Genomic DNA, 23,050 nt, shown 5'->3' with positions numbered 1-23,050 from the left:
TTGCAGAAAAAATTAATCAAATGAAACACCTATCATTACTACTTACATTTTTAACATTGCAACTCTTCTCTCAAGGAGCTCCCAATTGGTTAAGACATTCCTCTATATCGCCAGATGGAAAAGAGATTGTTTTTACATACAAAGGTGACCTATATAAGGTTTCTTCAAGTGGCGGAAATGCGGTTCAATTAACTTTTCATAAAGCACACGATTATAAAGCTATTTGGAGCAAAGACAGTAAAAATATCGCATTTTCTTCTAATCGCTATGGTAATTTCGACATCTACGTTATGGACGCCAGAGGTGGTGAAGCGAAAAGATTAACATTTCATTCTAACGATGAAATTCCCTTTTCTTTTTCAGCGAATAACCAAGATGTAATTTTTGGAGCACAACGCCAAGACCAAGTAAAACATCGACAATACCCAGCAAGATCGCAACCAGAATTATATAGCGTACCTGTAACTGCAGGACGAATTAGTCAACTACTTACGGTACCTGCTGAATATGTTCAAGTTTCTAAGAATGGTAACACGATGTTGTATCACGACAAAAAAGGTGGTGAAAACGAGTGGCGTAAGCATCATAAATCATCAATTACCAGAGACATATGGAAGTATGACGTCAAAAACAATACTCACAAAATGATTACTTCTTTTGCTGGAGAAGATAGACATCCTTTTTTCTCCGAAGATGAAAAAAGCATGTACTATTTAAGTGAGAAAAGTGGAACATTTAATGTTCATAAAATGAATATTAATAATCCTAATCAAGATCTTCAAATTACAAACTTCAAATTACATCCAGTACGTTTCTTAAGCATCGGTAATGGTATCTTAAGTTTTGGGTATGATGGTGAGTTATATACAATGAAAGAAGGTGAAAAACCTTCAAAAGTGAAGGTTATTATAAGAACGCAAGACAAGGATAATAGTGATAAATTCGTATCTATCAATGGAGGTGTGAATGAAATGGCAATATCTCCAAATGGAAAAGAAATTGCCTTTATTTCTAGAGGTGAAGTATTTGTTACTTCTGTTAATGAATCTTTCACCAAACGACTAACTAATACTCCAGAAAGAGAGCGTTTTGTAACTTGGACTCCTGATGGAAAATCGGTAGTATATAGTAGTGAAAGAAATGGAAAATGGAGTATTTATAAAACGGAAAAAGTAAGAAAAGAAGAACCTTTCTTTTTTGCTTCTACTTTGGTAAAAGAATCTCCTGTTATAGAAAACAAACTTGATAATTATTTACCTGAGTTCTCTCCTGATAGTTCTAAAGTAGCTTTTGTTGAAGGAAGGCGTACATTAAAGATAATGGACTTAAAAACTAAAAAACAAGTAACCTTATTAACTCCTAAAGATTTATTTCATATGAGTGATGGAGATAAGTATTTTACCTGGAGCCCAGATAGTAAATGGTTATTAGTTGGATGGAGTAAAACACTAAGCAATAGTGAAGTCTTATTAATGGCTGCTGATGGTACGAAACGTATAAACTTAACTGAAAGTGGCTATAGAGACTACTATCCTAAATGGGTTAATGGAGGAAAGCAAATATTATGGTTTAGCAATAGAAATGGGTTAAAATCTTATGCTACTAGTGGACGATCTCAAAGTGATGTTCATAGCATGTTTTTTACTCAAGAAGCTTGGGATGAATTCAATCTTAGTGATGAAGAATTTAAATTAATGGAAGCCATTAAAGCTATTAAAGCTGAGGAGAAAAAGAAGGCTAAGAAAAAAGACACCGATAAGAAGGATAAAAAAGATGAGAAAAAAGATAAAAAGAAAGCTAAAGACAAAAAAGAAGTAAAGCCACTTACTTTCGATTGGGATAGTATGAAAGACCGAACAAAAAGATTAACAATACATTCTTCTAGTCTTGGTGACGCCGTTCTTTCTAAAAAAGGTGACATCTTATATTATTTAGCTCGTTTTGAAGGTAAAATGAATCTTTGGAGTACAAATTTGCGTACAAAAGAAACTAAAATGGTCATGCCATTGAATGCCAATTTTGGTTCTCTACATTGGGATAAACAAATGAAAAACTTATACCTTTTAAGTGGTGGGAGAATTTCCAAAATTGATCCAGCAAAAAAGAGTAAAAAGCCAGTAAAAATCAATGGCGAAATGATGTTGAATACTGATGCTGAAAGAGTAGCAATGTTTAATCATGTATGGATAAGAACCAATGCTATTTTTTACCATCCAGATTTCCATGGAACTGACTGGAATAAAATGAAAAAAGAATACAAGAAATACTTGCCATCAATAGGTAATTCTTTTGAGTTCTCCGAAATGCTTTCTGAAATGTTAGGTGAATTAAATGTATCTCATGCTGGAGCTCGTTATCGTACAAGTATTAAAAATGCAGACGCCACCGCTTCTTTAGGGATTTTCATGAATTATAATCATAAAGACAATGGAATATTAATAGATGAAATTATTAAAGATGGTCCGCTTGACAAATCATCTTTCAATGTTAAAGCTGGAATGATTATTGAAAAAATTGATGGTGTTACTATTGATAAAAATGAAGATATAGCTAAATATTTAAATAGAAAAGCAGGAAAATTTGTATTGCTTAATATTAAAGACCCAAAAACAAAGAAAGAACAATCTTTAACTGTTAAACCTATTTCACTAGGTCAAAAAGGTAGCTTGCTATATAAAAGATGGGTTAAAATTAATGAAAAAGAAGTCGACAAGTTAAGTAATGGAAAATTAGGATACGTTCATATCCCAGGAATGAGTGATGGTCCATACAGAAGTATTTATAAAGACATTATGGGGAAATTCTCTGAGCGTAAAGGAATTATTATTGATACACGTTTTAATGGAGGTGGTGATTTAGTTGCCGACTTAGCAATGTTCTTTACAGGAGTCCCTTTTATTTCTTATGAAACAGAAGCTAAAGTAGTTGGAGGAGAACCTACTTCGCGCTGGACAAAACCTACTTTGTCTATTTTCAATGAAAGCATGTATTCAGACGGACATTGCTACGCTGCCGGATATACAGATCTTAAAATTGGAAAAACTGTAGGTATGCCGGTACCTGGTACCTGTAGTTTTGCTGGATGGGAAGGTTTAGCTGATGGAAGTTACTGGGGAGTTGTACCTGTGAGTGCTAAGGATAAATCAGGAAGATGGATGGAAAACAACCAAACGATGCCTATGATTAAAGTAAAAAACATGCCTGGTATTATAGATAACGGTCGCGATCAACAATTAGAACGATCTGTATCTGAAATGCTTAAAGATGTTAAGTAACTTCTTTGTATAAAGGAACTAAAAAAGGTTAAAGTATGGTATACTTTAACCTTTTTTCATTGTTATATCTTATAAGATTTACAAGTAAATATTTCGCATATGAACAGTTTCTTTTTACATTCTAATGTGTCAAAAAAAAGAAACCGTAGCTAAGGCTATGCTTTGTTTTTTTGCCTTGTATAATGAAAAATAACTCAATTAATTTATACGAAATTTTTAATCACAAATCGTATTACTCACAAATATTAGGTCTTTTGTTTTTTCTTTTTTGCCGCTGGGAACAAAACATTATTCAAAATTAATCTGTAACCAGGTGATGTTGGATGTAAATCTAATTCTGTTTTTGGATCTCCTACTCTATGCTGGTAATCTTCTGGGTCATGACCACCATAAAAAGTGAACATCCCTTTTCCTTTTACTCCATGTATATAACGAGCTTCTCCATGGTTTTTACTCTCTCCTAAAATCATCACATTCGACTTTACATTCTTATTATCAAATGATGTCGTTTGCCCCATAAAACCTTTAACTAACTGCGTATGATTCTGAGTTAACATGGTTGGAACCTGATCCCATTTCGCAGAAAATTCCTTTAAAGTAAAATAATCAGTTTCTTTATTTATTCTTCTTTTTCTTGTCATATCAATAGAAGAAAACTCATAGGTAGTAGGATTTCTTATTAACTCAAAATCCTTAAATGCTAGGGTTTTACTATAATCTATTTTCGATTGATAATTTGGTTCTGACGGATCACCGTCAAACATGCTTTCACAAATATCGACTCCATCAGATGCTAGCGCAATATCAAAACTATCTGTAGCCGAACACATGGCAAACATAAAACCTCCTCCTACAATATAATCTCTTATCTTTTTGGCTACCGCTCCCTTTTCAACTGACACCTTCGAATATCCTAACTTTTCTGCTCTATTCTCCGAGTCTTTCTTTTGCTGAATATACCACGGTGCTGCCCTGTAAGCACCGTAAAATCGTCCATATTGACCTGTAAAATCTTCATGATGCAAGTGTAACCATTCATATAACAAAAGCTTATCATTCAAAACTTCCTCATCATACACTACATCAAAAGGAATTTCTGCATAGGTTAATACCATTGTTACCGCATCATCCCAAGGCATTTTATCTTTAGGAGAATATACCGCTATTTTTGGCGCTTTTTCTAATGGAACTGCCTCTTGGTTTTTGGAAGGTGAAGAAATCCCTTCTAGTATTATTTGTGCTTTTGCTTCTGAAATAACCTGATAAGAAACTCCTCTAATTTTACATTCTTTTTCTACAGAATCATTATTCTCAACTAAGAAAGCACCTCCATCATAATTTAACAACCATTTCGCTTTTAATCCGTTTTGAAGAGCGTAATAAACAATACCATAAGCTTTTAAATGATTTTTTTGATTTTCATTACTCATAGGCAAGTAAATGAATGACGCCCATAGTGAGTTAGAAAAAGTTAATAATATGATAATGAATACGATTTTTTTCATACGAATCAGTTTCTTTTTTCTAATAACATACTTGTAACTCAAAGACCTCACAGATTTATGAAACCTGTGAGGTCTCCATGTTGAATTGTTTTAAAATAACTAAATATTAAGAAAACTAAAATACACAATTATTAAGACTATAATTGTGTATTACGTAATATTTTATCTTGATCGCAATTGGTTATGCGCTCATTACAATTGTATGTTAATACCTTTTAAGGTTCATTTTATTTAAAACGGAACATCATCCCCTCCACCCGGATTACTTGGTCCGAAAGCATCTTCTGCTGAAGGGAAGTTATTAGAAGAAATTTCTTCATTAAACCCAGAATTCATACTCGATTGGAATTCGCTGCTAAATCCTTCTTCTAAATCTGAGAATTTCGCTAAGTGTCCTGTAAACTTTAAACGAATATTATCCAACCCACCATTACGGTGCTTCGCTACTATAAATTCACCTTGTCCTTCACATGGCGAGTGATCATCATCGTCCCATTCTGTCATTCCATAATATTCTGGCCTAAAAATAAATGATACGATATCTGCATCCTGCTCAATCGCACCAGATTCACGAAGATCGGATAATAGAGGTCTTTTACTTCCTCCACGAGTTTCTACCGAACGAGATAACTGCGATAATGCAATTACTGGAATGCTTAATTCTTTTGCCAATGCCTTTAAGTTACGCGAAATTGTCGAAATTTCTTGCTCACGGTTACCAGCTCCAGAACCTCCAGCAGTCATTAATTGTAAGTAATCTATAATTAATATTTTAACATCGTGTTGAGATACCAGACGACGTGCTTTAGCTCTTAAATCAAAAATCGATAATGCAGGTGTATCATCAATAAATACTGGTGCATCAGATAAACGTTTTACCTTTACATTTAACTGTTCCCATTCATGAGGTTCTAAGTTTCCTTTACGTAATTTTTCAGAAGTCAATCCTGTTTCCGAAGAAATCATACGAGTGATTAACTGAACTGAAGACATTTCCAGAGAAAACACTGCTACAGCATGATTAAAATCAATAGCCATATTCTTTGCCATTGAAATTACAAATGCCGTTTTCCCCATACCTGGACGTGCTGCAATAATAATTAAATCGGATGGCTGCCAACCCGAAGTTAATGCATCTAATTTTGTAAAACCTGTGGCCAACCCACTCATTCCTTCTTTCGTAGAAATTTCTTGAATTTTACTAATAGATTGTTGCACTAATGAATCTGCCTTCTCTGCTCCCTTTTTAAGGTTTCCCTGAGTTACTTCAAACAGTTTACCTTCCGCATCATCTAATAAGTCAAATACATCAATAGTTTCGTCATAAGAACTTTCAATCAACTCAGAAGAAATACTAATTAGTTTTCTTTTGATATATCTTTCAAGAATAATTCGTGAATGAAATTCAATATGGGCGGAAGAAGCCACTTTTTGCGTTAGACCAATTAAGTAGAAATCACCACCAACCAATTCTAGTTTCGCACTTTTCTTCAATTGATTTGAAACCGATAAAATATCAATAGGTTCCGAGTTTTGGAAAAGTGTATAAATAGCTTCATAAATTTCTTGGTGACGCTTATCATAAAAGGCATCTGGGTGCAAAATATCAATAACCGTATCAATTCCTTTTTTATCAATCATCATAGCACCTAAAACAGCCTCTTCTAAATCGAGAGCCTGCGGTGGCAACTTTCCTTTTTCAAGATTAATGATTCGAGATTTGTCTACTTTTGTACCTCTTACTGATTGCGCTCTTTCCATAGTGGCAAATGTAAATTTTTAAGATGAAAATTATCTAACAAGACTCAACTTTCTTTTTGCACATTTTTTGTAAACAAAAATGTTATTAACTTGTTGATAACCTATAATGTTTCTTATTTTTGAAAGCAATGAAGATTTCTAAAAAAACTATTGTTCTAGCTATTTTGCTGCCTTTTCAGTACTTATTAGTACAATTTCTAAGCCAAAATCCTGTTTGGATTGAAAAGTATTACAGTACCCATTTTTTTCCTTTTGTTTCAAAAACCTTAAGGATATTACTAGGATGGATTCCTTTTTCTTTTGGGGATATCGTCGGATTCGTTTTACTATTCTTATTTATTAAAAGTTTATTTCAACTTATTAGATCTAAATTTAAGAACTTTATTTCAAAAACAATAACATTAATCGCTTATTTATCTGTTATTTACTTTTGTTTTTATGCTTTTTGGGGTCTTAATTATTTTCGCGAACCTTTAGCCAAAAAATTAAACTTACAGCAATCAAGTTACACCACACAACAGTTACTAAAAACTACGGACTCAATTATATCATTATTAAATAGAAGTCATTTTAATATTACAAAAAATGACACTTTAGAAGTTATTGTACCTTATTCAACACGTGAAATATACGATTTAGCTCCCAATGGTTTTCATGAAGTATCCAAAACACATCCAGAATTTGCTTACTCATCTCCATCAATAAAAAACTCAATTGTAAGTGTTTTTCAATCATACAATGGAACCTCTGGTTATATCAATCCTATTACTGGAGAAGCTCAAGTCAATTCATTAATTCCTAAAACTGGATACCCTGCAACAACCTGTCATGAAATGGCGCATCAAATAGGCTGGGCAGCGGAAAATGATGCTAATTTCATTGGTTTTCTCACTTCTATAAACAACAGCGATTTGTACTTTAAATATGCAGGGTACAGAATGGCATATCAATATTGTATTAAAGAACTTTTCAAAAGAGATAAAAACCTGGCCCAAACCCTTAAAGCTAAGGTTCATAAAGGAGTTTATAAAGACTATAAACATAGTTATTTATTCTGGAAATCTTATGAAAACCCCATTGAACCCTACTTTAAAAAAGGGTATAATTCATATTTAAAGGCAAACAATCAAACAAAAGGAATAAGTTCCTACAGTTATGTAGTAGATTTATTTATTGCCTATTTTGAAAAACATCAACCCCAATTATAAACCCGATTAAAAACAAACAATGAGATCTTATATATACTTCTTAATCGTACTCCTTATTTCAACCGTTTCTTGTACCTCAACCGATCTACAGAAAGAATTTTCATGCGGAAGCTCGAGCTACTCTAATTTATCAAAAACGAAAGATATTAGAAACCTGTTTTCTGTACAACTTCCTAAAAATTGGAAAGTAAATATTTACTATGACGATGGGCAATCCTCTATTTATGCAGCGGACACTACATTAAGTTTAACAAAAACTACCTTAATTGATGTTTCTTATATTCACGCTTCTGTTTTTTTCGATACTGATTTCAAACAAAAACTCTCGGTAGATAATAAAAACATGGGATTGGAAGAGATTAAAACTAAAGATCTTAAACATCTTGACAAAGTTTCTTATTTATCTATTGCCCAAGGGGAAAAAGGAAATTATAAATACCACATATTAAACGTGTTCACGAAAATAGATAATAGTAATTTTTTACATGCTAAAACAGAATTCTATGGTGACTCTTTAGTGAATGAAAGAATCTGTAAGGCCGTGAATTTAATCGATAAAATTGAATTAAAGTAATCAACTTTTTCATGTGAATAGTAAAATGGAACAAACTTTACCTTTATGTATACCTAAGTGACTAGATGAAAATACCATTAAAGTCATACAAATCATCCCATGATTCAATACGTTTCAAAAAATATAGATAATTTTTACTATCACAAATAACATCCTCAAATTTCACAATTCATTTGGTATCGTTATTTTTGAGCTCTAAAACAAACACAATGAATAAACAACATATAATTAATCGTTTTGTTAGCTATGTAACGGTTGATACTGAAAGTGACCCAAATAACCCCGCCTTTCCTAGTACTGAAAAACAATGGAATTTAGCTAAAATTCTTGAAAAGGAATTAAAGGAAATTGGTTTAGAAGATGTTGAGTTAAATGAAAATTGCTACTTAATGGCAACCCTTCCTAGTAACCTCGATTATGAAGTACCTACTATTGGTTTTGTTGCACATATTGATACAAGCCCTGATTTTACAGGAGCTAATGTAAAGCCTCAAATTCATGAAAATTATGATGGTGGCGACATTATTTTAAATAAAGAAGAAAATATTGTTTTATCACCAAGTTATTTTGAAGATTTACTTCAATATAAAGGACAAACAATTATTACTACCGACGGAACTACCTTATTAGGAGCTGATGACAAAGCTGGTGTTACGGAAATTGTTTCAGCAATGGAGTATTTAGTTCAGAATCCTGAAATAAAACATGGTAAAATAAGAATTTGTTTTACACCTGATGAAGAAGTAGGTAAAGGTGCTCATTTTTTCGATGTTGAAAAGTTTGGAGCTGAATGGGCGTATACAATGGATGGAAGTCAAATTGGTGAATTAGAGTATGAAAACTTTAACGCCGCTGGTGCCAAAGTCACTATTAATGGAAAAATTGTACACCCAGGATATGCAAAAGGCAAAATGATAAATTCAATGACTATTGCTAGTGAATTTATCAATGCTTTACCTGAGGATGAAGTACCAGAAAGAACCACTGGTTATGAAGGTTTTTTCCATTTACATCATATGGAAGGAAAAGTTGAAAAAACTACATTACACTATATTATTAGAGATCATGATATGGAATTGTTTAAAAATAGAAAGCAAGCTATGTTAGATTTAGGGAAAGTGATGAATGAGAAATTAGGAAATGACCTTGTTCAGGTAGATATTAAGGATCAATATTATAACATGAAGGAAAAGGTTACTCCTGTAATGCATATTGTTGATATTGCAGAGGAAGTAATGAAAGATATGGGGATTACTCCTTTAATAAAACCTATTAGAGGTGGTACAGATGGTTCTCAATTATCGTACAAAGGATTGCCTTGTCCTAATATTTTTGCTGGTGGACATAATTTCCATGGACGTTATGAATATGTTCCTGCTGAAAGTATTGTAAAAGCAACTGAGGTTATTGTGGGCATTGCTCAAAAAGTAGCGACAAAGTTTGCTTAAAACGACACTATCCTAAAAAGTGTGTAAGTTCAAAATATCAGGGTTAGGTTATTTATAGCCTAATCCTTTTTTCAAATATAGCTAAAAATTGATTTAGAATTATGCCCCAATTTCTAATGGGCATTGTCCACTTTTTAGTACTTTCTCTTAAAGCTAAATATACCGATTTGATAACAGCGTCATCTGTCGGGAAAGAGAGTTTGTTTTTAGTGTATTTGCGTATTTTCCCATTAAGATTTTCAATAAGATTTGTGGTGTAAATAATAGTTCTTATTTCAATTGGAAAATCGAAGAAAACAGTGAGTTCATCCCAGTTGTTTTCCCAACTTTTAATAGCATACGAATATTTAGCTTCCCATTTATTTTTAAAATCTTTTAAAGCAGCCTTTGCGGCTTCTTTAGTTGGAGCTGTATAGATTTGCTTCATATCTTTAGTAAACTCTTTTTTATCTTTCCAAACCACGTATCTACAAGAGTTTCTAATCTGATGTACTACACATATTTGTGTGGTAGAATTAGGAAACACTGTCTTTATAGTATCTGTAAATCCGTTTAAATTATCGGTTGCAGTAATCAGTATATCTTGCGTTCCTCTGGCCTTAATATCAGTCAAAACACTCATCCAAAAAGCAGCTGATTCATTTTTACCTAACCACAAACCTAGTACTTCCTTTTTACCGTCGGATCTAAGGCCTACAGCTATGTATATAGTTTTGTTAATAACCTTAGAGTTCTCTCTAACCTTGAAAACAATTCCATCCATCCAAACGATTAAATAAGTAGCTTCTAAAGGTCTATTTTTCCATGCTACAATGTCATTAGTAATGCTATCTGTGATTCTTGAAATCGTTGAAGTAGAGATGTTAAAGTCATATAGCTCTCGGATTTGCTCCTCTATATCAGAAGCACTCATTCCCTTAGCATACAAAGAGATGATAAGATTTTCAACACCATCTGTAGTACTTTCTCTTTTCTTTACCAACATAGGATTAAAAGATCCTTCACGGTCTCTTGGGACTTCTATTTCTGTTTCTCCTAAAGTTGTTTTCAACTTCTTCTTTGAATAGCCATTTCGAGAATTAGAGTTAGTGCTCTTTTGATGTTTCTCGTAATCTAAATGAGCTGATAACTCTCCTTCTAAAATCTTTTCAACTCCTCGTTTGTGAAGTTGTTCTATAAAGCTAGTTAACTCTGAGCCATCTTTAAATTGTTTTAGAAATTCGCCGTTTAATAAATCTTCTGGTTTCATAAATGTGTAAAAATTAAAGTTAATGAATAAAAAAATCTCGGGTTGAATTCAACCCCGAGATTTTAAAACTTACACAGTTTATGAAATACTGCCCTTAAAACATTAGATTATATAAAAAACCTGAGAAAAATCTCAGGTTTTTTTATTCTCTTCTCATTTAGAATATATATCTCAATCCAACTTGCATTTGCCATCGAGACAACAAACTGCTATCTGGAGTAAAAGTTTCATTTAAATTTGAATTGAAACTATACGTTGGTTCTTGTGTATAATCTCCTCCTGGAAAACTTACTCCAACAGGTTGTACATTATTAGGTTGTTGAACAACTCCCCAATCAGAATTAATAAGGTTTCCTAAATTTAAGATATCTACACTTAATTGTATTGTATTTTGTTTTTCTTTAGATACATTGAAATTAAAATCTTGTAATATTTTCACATCCCAACGTCCTCTCCAAGGAGCTAAGGCACCATACCTTTCTACATACTCACCTCTTCTTGAATTTAAATATTCATCTTGTAGAATATAGTTTTCGAAGGCATCTCTTTGGGTAGTATCTGTGAATTGCATTTGGCTTAATTCAGAAGATGTTGGCACATATAAAAGATCATTTACTCCTGATCCGTCATTATTAATATCTCCTCCATAGGTATAATTAAACCTACCTCCTTTTGCGTATTCAAAGAATGTCGATATAGTAGTTGCGTATTTTTCACCTCCGTAGGTGAACTTTTTCGAAGCTACCCCAATAATTCTGTGCGTGTCTCCATATTTGGAATATGTTAAAACATCATTATTTGCGTTCCCTACTACTGGATTAAATGCAAATGCATCTCCTGTAATTTCGGCTTCTATCGAATTGACATCCTTAGCATTTAAATAACTATAGGCAATGTTTGCATATAAACCATTTTTAAAAGATTTTTCAACTTTAAATGAAGCGTTAAAAACACGTCCTTTATCAGAGTTTGTAAAGACATATGCATTATTACCTTTATCTGTATAATAAAACCTGTTATCAACACCAGTTAATCTTTCAGTTGGATTACGTAGTCCCCAGTTTTGTACATGTGCTCCGTTAATATCTTTTGTATATGCAAAATCTGCAGTTAAGACCAAACCATCCTCGAAACGATAATCTCCTCCAATATTCGATCTCCATACTTGAGGAAATTTAAACTCTGGATCAACTAATTGTAAAAATCCATCATCGGCACCACTCACTTGATTTCCTAACCATACAAATGGCAATCTTCCTGTAAAAATACCAGTTCCCCCTCTAATTTGTAATTTGCTTTCATCATTAACATTCCAATTGAAACCAACTCTTGGAGAGAATAACCATTGATTGCTTGGCATTTTTGTAGAGTTTAATGTAACATCTTGATTGGTATTAGGATTAAAATATACCACTGAATTATCTCTTGTAGCACCATTGTCAGTATCAATATATTTTTGCACCAATCTCGATGTATCAAAATATAAAGGCTTATCAAAACGTACTCCATAAGTAAGTTTAAAAGCATCATTTACCTCCCATTCATCTTGAAGATAAAATGCCAATTGTCCTACATTTAATTCAGCTAGTTTCCAGCCTCCATCATTACCAACTCCGGCGGCGTTTAACTCTGAAAATTTACTCTTTGCAAAAGCTAAATTAGTCGCAAGAATTCCATTCGGATCAGAAGCATCCGCTAAAAAATTAGCTACACTTGGATAAGGTCCTCCAAAACCTGGAATATTAAATGTCCCTCTATATGGAAATGTTCCAAAATTATCATAACCCGCCAAATTAAAGGAATTTTCAAACATAAATTTTTCGAATGAAAAACCAACGGTAAATGTATGATCTCCTTGGAAAAAGTTCATATTATTTGTTACTTGAAATACTCGCTGATCTAATACATTATTTATTGAAAAAGGTTCATGTCCTGCTATAATATGATTACTTCCATTACCATCTTGAATTGTGATTACTGGCGCTGGAGCAGATAATGGGTTTCTGAAATCGTCAAAATACGTATAACCTATTTGTAGTTTATTTGTTGTACTCTGATTAAATGTAGAGTTTACCTCCATTAAAAAAGAGTCTATATTATTATTGATTTCATATCCAGAATTTTCAAATTGAAGCATATTAGCACTTGGCCCTCTTAGACCTAAAGCGGTAGGATGGGCAGGTTTTTCCTTTGATGCTCTTAAAAAATTATAAATTAAAGCCATTCTATGCTTTTCATTAATGTTCCAATCTAATTTAAAAATACCTTTCGTAGATCCTGAGCCATACGTAAAATCCCTATAAGCTCCTGTATTGTATCCTAAATTGCTCAATGCGTTACTCACTGCAATCAAATCCGATTCTAAAACTGATGATTCGTTGACAGCTAAGGTTCCATCATTATTATTTGGAACCCATCCATTGGTTCCTAAATCTTCTCTTTCATCTTTTTCAAAATTAGCAAAAAAGAAAAGCTTATCCTTTACAATTGGCCCACCAATACTTACTCCATATTGACTTTGAGAAAGCTTTGGTTTAACAACATCTTCTCCATTAATACTTCCTCCTGTTAAACTTTCATTTCTATAAAAGCCATAAACTGTTCCTTTAAACTCATTGGTTCCACTTTTAGTAACAGCATCTACTGAAGCTCCTGTAAATCCAGAGAGTGTAACATCATAAGGTGCTGTTGAAACGGAAATTTGCTCAATGGCATCCAATGAAATTGGTTGCGAATCTGTTTGACCTCCTGGTGTAGCTGCATCCAAACCAAAGGGGTTACTGAAAATTGATCCATCCAATGAAAAGTTGTTAAACTGATCATTTCTTCCTCCAAACGAACCATTACTTGCCGTAGGTTCTAATCTCGTAAAATCCGACGCTGAACGAGAAATAGTTGGTAGTGTTTTTAGTTGCACTGCACTTACACTAGTTTGAGCTCCAGTTCGATCACTATTAAATGTTTTATTCCTAGAACTAGATATAACCACTTCTTCTAATGATACTCCATCTTCTGACAACTTTCCATCTACTACTGTGGTTTTACCCAAGGTTAAAAACACATTTTCTACTTCACTAGTTTTGAATCCTACGTAACTAAAAGTTACTTTATAAGGACCACCAACTCGTAAATTCGGAATGGTATATCTTCCATTATCTTGAGATATCGCACCAGAAAGTGTTCCTGTAGGAACATGAAGAACTGCTATATTTGCACCAAATAATGCCTCTCCTGCTCCATCTGTAACTGTACCTTTTATTTTAGAGGTGGTTACCTGAGAAAAGACTGACAGGCAACTTAGGAGAAAAAAAACGTTTAATAATTTTTTCATTGTTAACTTGTTTTAATTGATCCCTAAAGTTACAAAATACTTTAACTTTATATTAACATTAGTAATTTCTCTCAAAAAATCTAAAGAAAATAAAACTCTATATTCCATAGCATTAAGAAATATAGAGTTCATTAAAACACATGTTTTTTTGATGTTTATGTAGTGGGTTGGTTCATTAAATTTTTACGTATTTACAAAAAAGATAAATCCATTGGTATACCAAAAAACGATTCGTTTTTAGTTTAAATCCAAACGTACTCCTAACGAAATGTTTCTCGTTGATGTGTTTTGAAATAATGGGTTTAAATCATATTTCACATATACTCCTATTCCTTCATAAGCTAAATAACCACTTAATCCATAGTTAACAGTATTCATATTAAAATCACCTCTTTGAAGTTCTTCCACCAGAGTACCATGATTATTCTTAAACTCTAAATATTGTCTTGTTCCTAGTTTAAACCCAAAGAAACCTCCAAGTCCTAAACGTATTCCATCATGTGTATTATCAACAACAGTATCATCTGAAAGTGTTTTATTTTCCGAAAAGTCAAATTCTAAATGCATCGGAAAAATCATTTGGACATGTCTTAATCTGCTCTCTGTCAATTGCATTACATTTTCTTCTAAAAGTACTCCTGTATCATCTTCTACATGATATTGATTGTTTTTAGGTCTTAAATTATTCCATAGAAACGAAATACCATATTTAAAATACGTTTTTGATGGCTCTTTAGTAAATCGAGTTTTAAATGTAAAGCCTAACTCATAAAAATGTGATTGCCAAAACTTATAATCGGAGCTATTTAAAGAACCAAAATTATTATTCTCCAATACATTATTCACCCCCATTGCAAAGACAAATTGAGTTGTTGTTCTTTTATTATAGATCTTCTTTTTTTCTTTTTTATTCGTTCTTAACACAAAAAAGTCCTTATCAAAAAAGCTAACTCTAACTCCATCTTGCTTATCTTCACTAGCTATTTTACCATCCACCTTATCTTGCACTAGTTGTTGCAGTTTGTATTCTTGAATACCTGCATTTAACTCAATTTGTTTGGCATGATAACTCGCTGCATTTTTCTTTAGTTCAGTGGCTTTTTCATTAGTTATTTCGTTCTTTTTTAGTTTTAAATTAACTTCTTTAATCTTCTGCTTTAAAGAATCTTTGTGTTGTGATGTTATTTGATCTATTTTTTTTGAGATTTTTCTTACCTCTTTTTCAAAAGTTTTTTCTTGAGAAAAGGCAATAGTTGAGCTCAACAACACTAAGGCTAGTATTATTCTAATCATTCTAATTATTTTTTGGTTATACTTATATTATTTAGTAATTGCTACTTATTTCTTTCAGTAAGTGCCATAGCTATATCAGAAATTTTCACTTTAACTTTTTGCATGAAGTTTACTTTAAACTGATCGTCAAACATTTCATGCTCCACTTGAGCAAGTATTGTTTCAGGAGAAATTTTAAGGTTTCTTTTTCGCAATTCGATTTTTATGGAATCAATTACAGATTCCCTGTTTATTTTGTTGGCTACGTAGTAATTTTTGACTTCTTCTGGGGAATGAGTAACTGCATATAACAAATCTTCTCCTTTTACTATTATTTTACTTTTTTTATCACTCACCACAGGTGTTTTTCGGAGAACTTCGTCTTTTTTAGTATCATTGGAAGCTAAGAAAGAAGTTCCTAAATCCGTAATTGAATCTACTTTTAAAATCTCTGGAGCAATAACTTTATCAATCTTCTTTATTTTACTTGAACCCACTTCTATTTTGTTTAGTATTACTTGACTCACATCAATTGTTTCATTTGGAGATAATGTTATAACCTTCGAAACACCAATACTTGCCAATTCAATAGCTCGAGTTGTTTTGTGAGCTCCTCCCGATAAAAAATAACTATATCCAAAACCTAACAAAATCAAAAAACTGGCCACCATTGAAAAATAAGATTTCCATCTCGTTTTCATTTTTTTATCATTATCATCTAGCTTGGCCTCCAATCTATCCCAGGCAGAAATTGATGGAGTCATTTTTCTTGAATCAAATTTTTCTTTTATTACTCTATCGATGTTATCTTTCTTCATTTTTTAATTTGTTCATTTTTAAATAACTTGATTGAAGTGATTTTCTTGCTTTAAAAAGCTGTGATTTTGAAGTACTCTCGGTAATGTCAAGCATTTTAGCTATTTCCGAATGCTTATATCCTTCTATTGCGAATAAAGTAAAGACTACTTTATACCCATCTGGTAACTTGTCTATTAAGTTCTGAATATCTTCAACACTTGTGTTTTCAAGATTTTCTACTGTCTCATTATTGAAAACATATTCTTCATCTGTATACTCGAATATTGTTTTTCTCTTTAAATGAGATAAACAAGTATTTACCATTATCCTTCGAATCCATCCCTCAAAACTTCCTTCATTTTTAAACTTTTTAATATTTGAAAAAACTTTCATAAACCCAGAAAGCATCATTTCCTCTGCGTGATAATCGTCCTTTACATACTGTCTGCAAACACTTAGCATTTTGGGAGAATACATTTTAAATATCTCTTTTTGAGACTCCCTATCATTCTTACATGCTTTTTTTATTGTATCAAAAATTTTTGCGTTATGTAATGAGATTACCTTCACTCTTTAAATTTAAAGTTCGACTTCATTTATATAGACAACGATTTTTTAAAAATAGTTGCCTAAAAACAATAAAAAAAATGAAATCGTATAAAAATGATCCTATTCAACATGATCCTTACTCATTGTAACTCTTTAGTTTCAATCTTCTTTTCATCTTACAGTATAATGTACGATATTTGCAGGATAAAACACGCTAATGAATTTATTTATCTACAGTTTAACCTATCCTTTTATCTGGTTATTTTCTTCACTTCCTATGAGAGTTTTGCATGGGGTGTCCGATCTTTTATTTATGGTGGTTTACTATATTGTTGGTTACAGAAAAGATGTAGTAAAAGATAACTTGAAATTGGCATTTCCAGATAAAACAGATAAGGAAATTAATAAACTAGCTAAAAAGTTTTTCAAGCATTTTATAGATATTATGATTGAAAGCGTTAGGACATTTTCTATAACGGAAAAAGAAATACTTAAAAGATATACCCTTAAAAACCCTGAACTAATAAACTCTTTGGCTAAGGATGGGAAAAGTATTGTTTTAGTTGGTGCTCATTTGGCTAATTGGGAATGGTCTGTTTGCATGCCTCTTATATTAGACATTGACTTTTACGCTACATATAGTAAATTAGCCAACCCTTATTTTGACAAAAAGATAAAACAAAATAGAACTCAATTTGGTGCCTTTGCTATTAAAACTTCTGAAACCGTAAAAACTCTCCATTACAATTATTCGAATAAAAAAACGGGGCTCTATCTTCTTTTAAGTGATCAGTCTCCTTTAATTCATAAAACACATTATTGGAGAAATTTTTTCGGAACAAAAGTTCCTGTGCATACTGGTGCGGAGACCATTGCGAAAAAATATGATTTTGCCATGGTAAATTGTTCTACAAGAAGAGTCAAAAGAGGATATTACGAAACTGAATTCTCTTTGATTACAGACAGTCCAAAAGAATTTGAAGACTATCAGTTAACAGATAAGTATTTTGAAATAACGGAAAAAGCTATTAGCAATCAACCTGAATGTTACTTATGGACCCACAAAAGGTTTAAACATCAACATAAATTTGATGAGTGGCTCGATATTACAAAAAACAAACGTAAAAAACGAAAAACCAAAACTAGCTGAGTTATATGACTCAGCTTTTTTTATTGATCCTTTCCAAGCCTACATTAATTTCAACTCATATCTACTATAAAACATAGCTTATTATTTCAATGAAAAAGACGACTATGACTCTATTGAAATAAAAAGTTTCTTATCAATTAATTGAATTATTTTTCATCATACAAGGCGAAAAAACGAAGCATAACCTTATGCTACTCTTTCTTTTTTTAACGCAGTAGAATGTAAAAAAGAAACTGTTCATATGCTAAACATTTATTTATAAATCGTATTAAAGGCTAGGGACTAAAAAGGTGAATTATAAAAAATACTTTGACTATGTCAAATTAAACAACCAATTAGACCATATGATAATGAACATGCTTGAATTGGACCTATACTTCAACTTATGTTAACACAAAAAAAGCAGTGAAATTAATTTCACTGCTTTTGTAAGTTATTATTTTTAATCGCCCAAAATTGACGATTGAAAGTTTTTCTTTTTTAAAATCTGTAAGAAAGACCTACGATAATTTGATTAACTCTTGTGTCAAATCGATTAGAAACACCCTGACTAACTAGAGATGACTCTATATCTGAAAAAGCTCTTTCCCATCTCATATCAATACCTATCTTACCTAACTCAACACCAGCTCCTAATTGCATTCCTACTGTTAAGCCATCTACTACTGTATCAATACTCTCGACTTCATCTCCCAAAGATTTAAAATCTCCATCAATAACATATTGGAAAGATGGCCCCACAAATACATGGGCAATCTTTAAAAACTTCTTTCCTAATAATACGGGTATATCAATCTTTTGAAAGTCATAATTCGCTTTTAACTTACTATCACTAGCAGAAGTAACTTCAGACTTCAAAGAAGTATAAACTAATTCAGGACGTACATATAATCCTATTACAGGAATTTTAATGCGGGTCCAAATACCGGCATGGAAACCTGTTTTACTTTTTGCTCCATTTACTATATCCTCTGTAACATTCTGAAAAGAATCCGAGTTGTAATTAACCCCTCCCTTTATACCAAAATGTATTTGAGAAAAAGAGATTTGAGTAGCTCCAATAAATAGTAAAACTAATAGTGCTAGTTTTTTCATAATTTTTTATTTTAAGTTTGCTATTTAAACGTTTATTAAGCTGTATTATTTTCTAGAAATAACTTTTTCAACAGCTTTAACGACTGCGACATCGTTTAATTCGTATTTTTCCATTAATTCTGCTGGGGTAGCTGATTCACCAAAGCTATCATTTACTGCAACGAATTCTTGAGGTATTGGGTTGTTTTTAGCTAAACAACGAGCTACGCTTTCTCCTAATCCACCATATACATTGTGCTCTTCTGCTGTAACTATACAACCAGTTTTTCCAACCGAAGCTAAAATAGCCTCTTCGTCTAAAGGTTTAATAGTATGTATATTTATTACTTCAGCTGAAATACCTTTTTCTTCTAACTTCTCTGCGGCTTGAAGGGCTTCCCAAACTAAATGTCCGGTAGCAACAATTGTCACATCTTTACCTTCCGTTAATTGAATAGCTTTTCCAACTTCGAAAGGTTGTCCTTCCATAAACACAGGTACTTTCGGACGTCCAAAACGTAAATATACAGGTCCTTCATGCTCCGCAATAGCCATAGTAGCTGCTTTAGTTTGACTATAATCACATGGATTGATTACTGTCATTCCCGGTAACATTTTCATTAATCCTATATCTTCCAAAATTTGGTGTGTTGCTCCATCTTCACCCAAAGTTAATCCTGCATGAGAAGCACAAATTTTTACATTTTTGTCAGAATAGGCAATTGATTGACGAATTTGATCATATACACGACCTGTTGAAAAGTTAGCAAAAGTTCCAGTAAAAGGAATTTTACCACCAATAGTAAGTCCTGCTGCCACTCCCATCATGTTCGCTTCAGCGATTCCTACTTGGAAAAATCGCTCTGGGTGATTGTCGGCAAAGGCATTCATTTTTAAAGACCCTGTTAAGTCTGCACATAACGCAACTACATCAGGATTTGTTTTCCCTAATTCCGTTAACCCATCTCCAAATCCAGAACGGGTATCTTTCTTTTCTGTAAATGTATATTTTTTCATTTAGTCTGTGTTGTTAATACGCTTCAAAAATAATCTTTTAAACTATAATGGAGTTATAATTTCTCTAATTCTTTATAAAGTTTATGAACAGGAAAGCCCATAACCGTAAAATAGCTTCCTTCTATTCTATTAATGCCTATTTTACCTATCCATTCTTGAATACCGTAGGATCCTGCCTTATCAAAAGGTTTATACTCTTTTATGTAATAATCTATTTCCTCCTGTTTTAGTTCTTTGAAATATACCTTAACAGTATCATTGATAATGGTGTTTTTCTGTGTTCCCATACTAATACATACTGAAGTAATTACTTCGTGGTTCGTATTTGACAAACTACTTAACATTTTAAATGCCTCATCATAGTTCTTCGGCTTTCCTAACGCTTTATTATTCAGCCAAACAATAGTATCTGAAGTAATTAAAATATCGTTACTGTTAAGTTCTTTTAAATATGGTTTAGATTTTAACTCAGACAAGTAATCTGTTATTTCAGCTGCCTTTAAAGTATCAGGGTATTCTTCTTTGATGCTTTTGAGTTTAACACTAAAATTTATATCAAGGTCTTTGAGTAATGATTGTCTTCGTGGAGATCCAGAAGCCAATATTATATTGTAGTCTTTTAATTTTTTAGCTAACATATCTGAAATAATAAGCGACCAAAGGAATACTAATTAAAGTTAATAAATAAACAAAACTTGAAACCTTAAGTACTTTTCTAAAATCTTTTTCTAAATGAGCATTCATTATAAAGTATATCAAACAAAGCTCAGGCATTGTTCCCATAAACAAAATAATCGATAATATAAATTTGTTTTCTATACAAGTAATGGCAAAACCTAGTACAAAAATGGAACCTATTATTGTTAAAAACAATGCTATAGATTTTGCTCTTCTTCTTCCCAGTAAAACAGGTAAAGTATTTGTTTTTGAAGCAAAATCATCGTTAATATTTACAATGTCAATAATAATTTGATGAACAATATTACCTATTACTGATAAAGCAATATAAAATACTGCTATTAATTGAAAGTTATAATAAACTTCCCATTGATGATTTGTTGCATTAACTGGAGTATCAAACCACCAAACTATAAAAATAGAAATTGCCTTAACACAAGGCCCGAGTAGAATACTAAAAAGCCCCTTTTCAGGATTCTTATGGAGGTAAAACAATAATGATCCAGCAGTTGTAATACCAATAAGGCTATGATAAGGTTTACCTATATAAAAGGAAATAAACACTCCCAAAGCAGCGCTAATAAAAGCACTTACAACACCATAATTATAAGCTTTCTTAGCAATTTCCTCAAGTAATTTGTCATTTTTATTTTTGTTAAAATAACTAATTAAATACCCTGAAGCTAGCATACTAACAGTGGCTATTGAAAGCAATGAAAAGCTAAAAAAAGATAGGGTCGTTTCAAAGCCTAAATTATGAAGAAAACATACTTTAAATAGAAGTTGTAATACAATTAAATACAATAATTTCTTCCAATGTATAATAGTAAGAAACCTAGATAGTTTCATTAATTATAACCCTTTTTTATTCTTGCTAAACTCCTCTTTGAATCTCGATCTTTCATGGTTTGTCTCTTATCATGAATCTTCTTCCCCTTCGCCAAAGCAACATCGAGCTTTGCCCATCCGTTTTCATTAATGAATAATCTTAACGGCACTATTGTATTTCCTTTTGCTTCTACTTCTTTTGCTAACTTTTTTAATTCTTTTTTATTAAGCAGAAGTCTTCTTTCACTTTTTGGGTTATGATTGTAGTGATTTCCAAAGGCATACTCTTCTATGTACATATTAATAACGAAAAGCTCCCCCTTTTCATTAAATTCACAAAAACTCTCAGTAATTCTTGCCTTACTTTGACGAATAGATTTTATTTCTGTTCCTGTAAGCTGTATTCCCGCAGTATACTTATCTATAATCTCGTATTCAAAACGAGCTTTTTTATTTTGTATGTTAATATTTTTTTGCATAATCTGTCGCAAATATACAGATAAAAACAAGGAACTAATAAAAATAGTAACCTATGATTTTCGTCATTTTTTAACTTCTTTTTCGGAGATAATTTTGTTTTGAAATTAAAGATAAAATTAAACTTATTAATTATGAAAAAAGTTTTACTAAGCTTCGCTTTCATTGCTTTGTTTTTTACCAATGCCAATGCTCAAGAAAAAAATGAAAACGATAAAAAATGGCAAGCAAGATTTAGATGGGTTACAGTTTTACCGAACGAATCCGCTGAAATTGGAACCATTGGCGGCAATATTGACATTAGTAATAATATTATTCCTGAATTAGATTTCACATATTTCTTTACAGAAAATATTGCTGCAGAATTAATTTTAGGTACTACAAAACACGATGTAAAAGCAATTAATACAACTTTAGGGAATGTTAATTTAGGGGAAGTTTGGTTGTTGCCTCCAACGTTAACAATTCAATACCACTTTAACTTAAACAAGTTTAGACCTTATGTTGGGGCCGGTGCTAATTATACGTTTTTTTACAATGCCAACCCTGGTTCTGTTGTAAATGTAACATATGAAGATTCTTTTGGGTATGCTTTACAACTTGGTTTCGATTATGACTTGGATGATACATGGTTTTTGAACTTCGACGCTAAGTATGTTGGCCTAAGTACCGACGTAACTGTTGATGCCGGTATTGCTACCGTTCCCGCATCAGTTGAAATTAATTCTTTGTTAATTGGATTTGGTGTTGGAATTAAATTTTAAAATAATCACCCCTCGTTTATTTTTACTAAGCTCTTAAATAAAAAGCTCGGGAAGTTAATATTTCCGAGCTTTGTTACTTTATATTTTTATAA

18 protein-coding genes are annotated in these 23,050 nt (G+C 32.1%); 6 read left to right on the top strand and 12 right to left on the bottom strand.

The window, feature by feature from the left end:
* The first annotated feature begins 20 nt into the window (after positions 1-20).
* Entirely contained in the window at positions 21-3,275 is a 3,255-nt protein-coding gene (locus BLW23_RS02085; protein WP_093667588.1) for a S41 family peptidase, read from the top strand.
* 245 nt (positions 3,276-3,520) lie between these two features.
* Here the strand turns inward: BLW23_RS02085 and BLW23_RS02080 are convergent, their stop codons facing one another.
* Both BLW23_RS02080 and dnaB read right to left on the bottom strand, forming a co-directional pair.
* Complete coding sequence (locus BLW23_RS02080; RefSeq protein ID WP_176829732.1) at positions 3,521-4,780, bottom strand: asparagine synthetase B; 1,260 nt, start codon at positions 4,778-4,780, stop codon at positions 3,521-3,523.
* A gap of 231 nt (positions 4,781-5,011) precedes the next feature.
* On the bottom strand, positions 5,012-6,541 hold the full coding sequence (dnaB, locus tag BLW23_RS02075) for a replicative DNA helicase (protein ID WP_093667586.1): 1,530 nt from the start codon (positions 6,539-6,541) through the stop codon (positions 5,012-5,014).
* Between the two features lie 128 nt (positions 6,542-6,669).
* Between dnaB and BLW23_RS02070 the strand changes: the two genes are divergently transcribed.
* The 3 genes from BLW23_RS02070 to pepT all read left to right on the top strand — a co-directional run bounded on the left by BLW23_RS02070 (position 6,670) and on the right by pepT (position 9,771).
* Positions 6,670-7,749 (top strand): DUF3810 domain-containing protein, encoded by a 1,080-nt coding sequence (locus tag BLW23_RS02070; RefSeq protein WP_093667585.1) that lies wholly within the window; start codon positions 6,670-6,672, stop codon positions 7,747-7,749.
* A gap of 19 nt (positions 7,750-7,768) precedes the next feature.
* The gene (locus tag BLW23_RS02065) at positions 7,769-8,323 is read left to right on the top strand and encodes a hypothetical protein (protein WP_093667584.1); all 555 of its coding nucleotides are present in this window, start codon (positions 7,769-7,771) and stop codon (positions 8,321-8,323) included.
* Between the two features lie 209 nt (positions 8,324-8,532).
* Positions 8,533-9,771 carry a peptidase T gene (gene pepT, locus BLW23_RS02060; protein ID WP_093667583.1) on the top strand — a complete coding sequence of 413 codons (1,239 nt, stop codon included), beginning with the start codon at positions 8,533-8,535 and terminating at the stop codon, positions 9,769-9,771.
* A gap of 52 nt (positions 9,772-9,823) precedes the next feature.
* Here pepT and BLW23_RS02055 read toward each other — a convergent pair whose 3' ends face one another.
* The 5 genes from BLW23_RS02055 to BLW23_RS02035 form a co-directional block, all read right to left on the bottom strand.
* Complete coding sequence (locus BLW23_RS02055) at positions 9,824-11,020, bottom strand: IS256 family transposase (protein ID WP_093667472.1); 1,197 nt, start codon at positions 11,018-11,020, stop codon at positions 9,824-9,826.
* Between the two features lie 157 nt (positions 11,021-11,177).
* Positions 11,178-14,351, bottom strand: a complete 3,174-nt coding sequence (locus BLW23_RS02050; RefSeq protein WP_093667582.1) for a TonB-dependent receptor — start codon at positions 14,349-14,351, stop codon at positions 11,178-11,180.
* 237 nt (positions 14,352-14,588) lie between these two features.
* Positions 14,589-15,644 carry a DUF2059 domain-containing protein gene (locus BLW23_RS02045; protein WP_093667581.1) on the bottom strand — a complete coding sequence of 352 codons (1,056 nt, stop codon included), beginning with the start codon at positions 15,642-15,644 and terminating at the stop codon, positions 14,589-14,591.
* 41 nt (positions 15,645-15,685) lie between these two features.
* Positions 15,686-16,441, bottom strand: coding sequence for a hypothetical protein (locus BLW23_RS02040; RefSeq protein ID WP_093667580.1), 756 nt, complete (start codon positions 16,439-16,441; stop codon positions 15,686-15,688).
* Complete coding sequence (locus BLW23_RS02035; protein ID WP_093667579.1) at positions 16,428-16,991, bottom strand: RNA polymerase sigma factor; 564 nt, start codon at positions 16,989-16,991, stop codon at positions 16,428-16,430. The genes BLW23_RS02040 and BLW23_RS02035 overlap by 14 nt, the downstream gene beginning before the upstream one ends.
* A 196-nt stretch (positions 16,992-17,187) precedes the next feature.
* Between BLW23_RS02035 and BLW23_RS02030 the strand changes: the two genes are divergently transcribed.
* Positions 17,188-18,120 carry a lysophospholipid acyltransferase family protein gene (locus tag BLW23_RS02030; RefSeq protein ID WP_093667578.1) on the top strand — a complete coding sequence of 311 codons (933 nt, stop codon included), beginning with the start codon at positions 17,188-17,190 and terminating at the stop codon, positions 18,118-18,120.
* A 480-nt stretch (positions 18,121-18,600) separates the two neighbouring features.
* Here the strand turns inward: BLW23_RS02030 and BLW23_RS02025 are convergent, their stop codons facing one another.
* Genes BLW23_RS02025 through smpB form a run of 5 tightly spaced genes read right to left on the bottom strand, consistent with a single transcriptional unit; the run spans position 18,601 to position 22,196 of the window.
* Complete coding sequence (locus tag BLW23_RS02025; RefSeq protein ID WP_093667577.1) at positions 18,601-19,215, bottom strand: porin family protein; 615 nt, start codon at positions 19,213-19,215, stop codon at positions 18,601-18,603.
* A 45-nt stretch (positions 19,216-19,260) separates the two neighbouring features.
* Positions 19,261-20,211 carry a transketolase family protein gene (locus tag BLW23_RS02020; RefSeq protein ID WP_093667576.1) on the bottom strand — a complete coding sequence of 317 codons (951 nt, stop codon included), beginning with the start codon at positions 20,209-20,211 and terminating at the stop codon, positions 19,261-19,263.
* A gap of 53 nt (positions 20,212-20,264) precedes the next feature.
* Entirely contained in the window at positions 20,265-20,849 is a 585-nt protein-coding gene (locus tag BLW23_RS02015) for a Maf family nucleotide pyrophosphatase (protein ID WP_093667575.1), read from the bottom strand.
* Positions 20,839-21,738 (bottom strand): UbiA prenyltransferase family protein, encoded by a 900-nt coding sequence (locus BLW23_RS02010; protein WP_143032082.1) that lies wholly within the window; start codon positions 21,736-21,738, stop codon positions 20,839-20,841. The genes BLW23_RS02015 and BLW23_RS02010 overlap by 11 nt, the downstream gene beginning before the upstream one ends.
* Positions 21,738-22,196 carry an SsrA-binding protein SmpB gene (gene smpB / locus BLW23_RS02005; protein ID WP_176829731.1) on the bottom strand — a complete coding sequence of 153 codons (459 nt, stop codon included), beginning with the start codon at positions 22,194-22,196 and terminating at the stop codon, positions 21,738-21,740. Before smpB ends, BLW23_RS02010 begins: the two co-directional genes overlap by 1 nt.
* 132 nt (positions 22,197-22,328) lie before the next feature.
* Between smpB and BLW23_RS02000 the strand changes: the two genes are divergently transcribed.
* Positions 22,329-22,958, top strand: coding sequence for an OmpW/AlkL family protein (locus BLW23_RS02000; protein ID WP_093667573.1), 630 nt, complete (start codon positions 22,329-22,331; stop codon positions 22,956-22,958).
* The last annotated feature ends 92 nt before the right edge of the window (positions 22,959-23,050 follow it).

Origin of the sequence: Tenacibaculum sp. MAR_2009_124 (genome assembly GCF_900105455.1) — a bacterium.
GTDB lineage: Bacteria > Bacteroidota > Bacteroidia > Flavobacteriales > Flavobacteriaceae > Polaribacter.
This window is presented reverse-complemented; position numbering and strand designations above follow the sequence as displayed.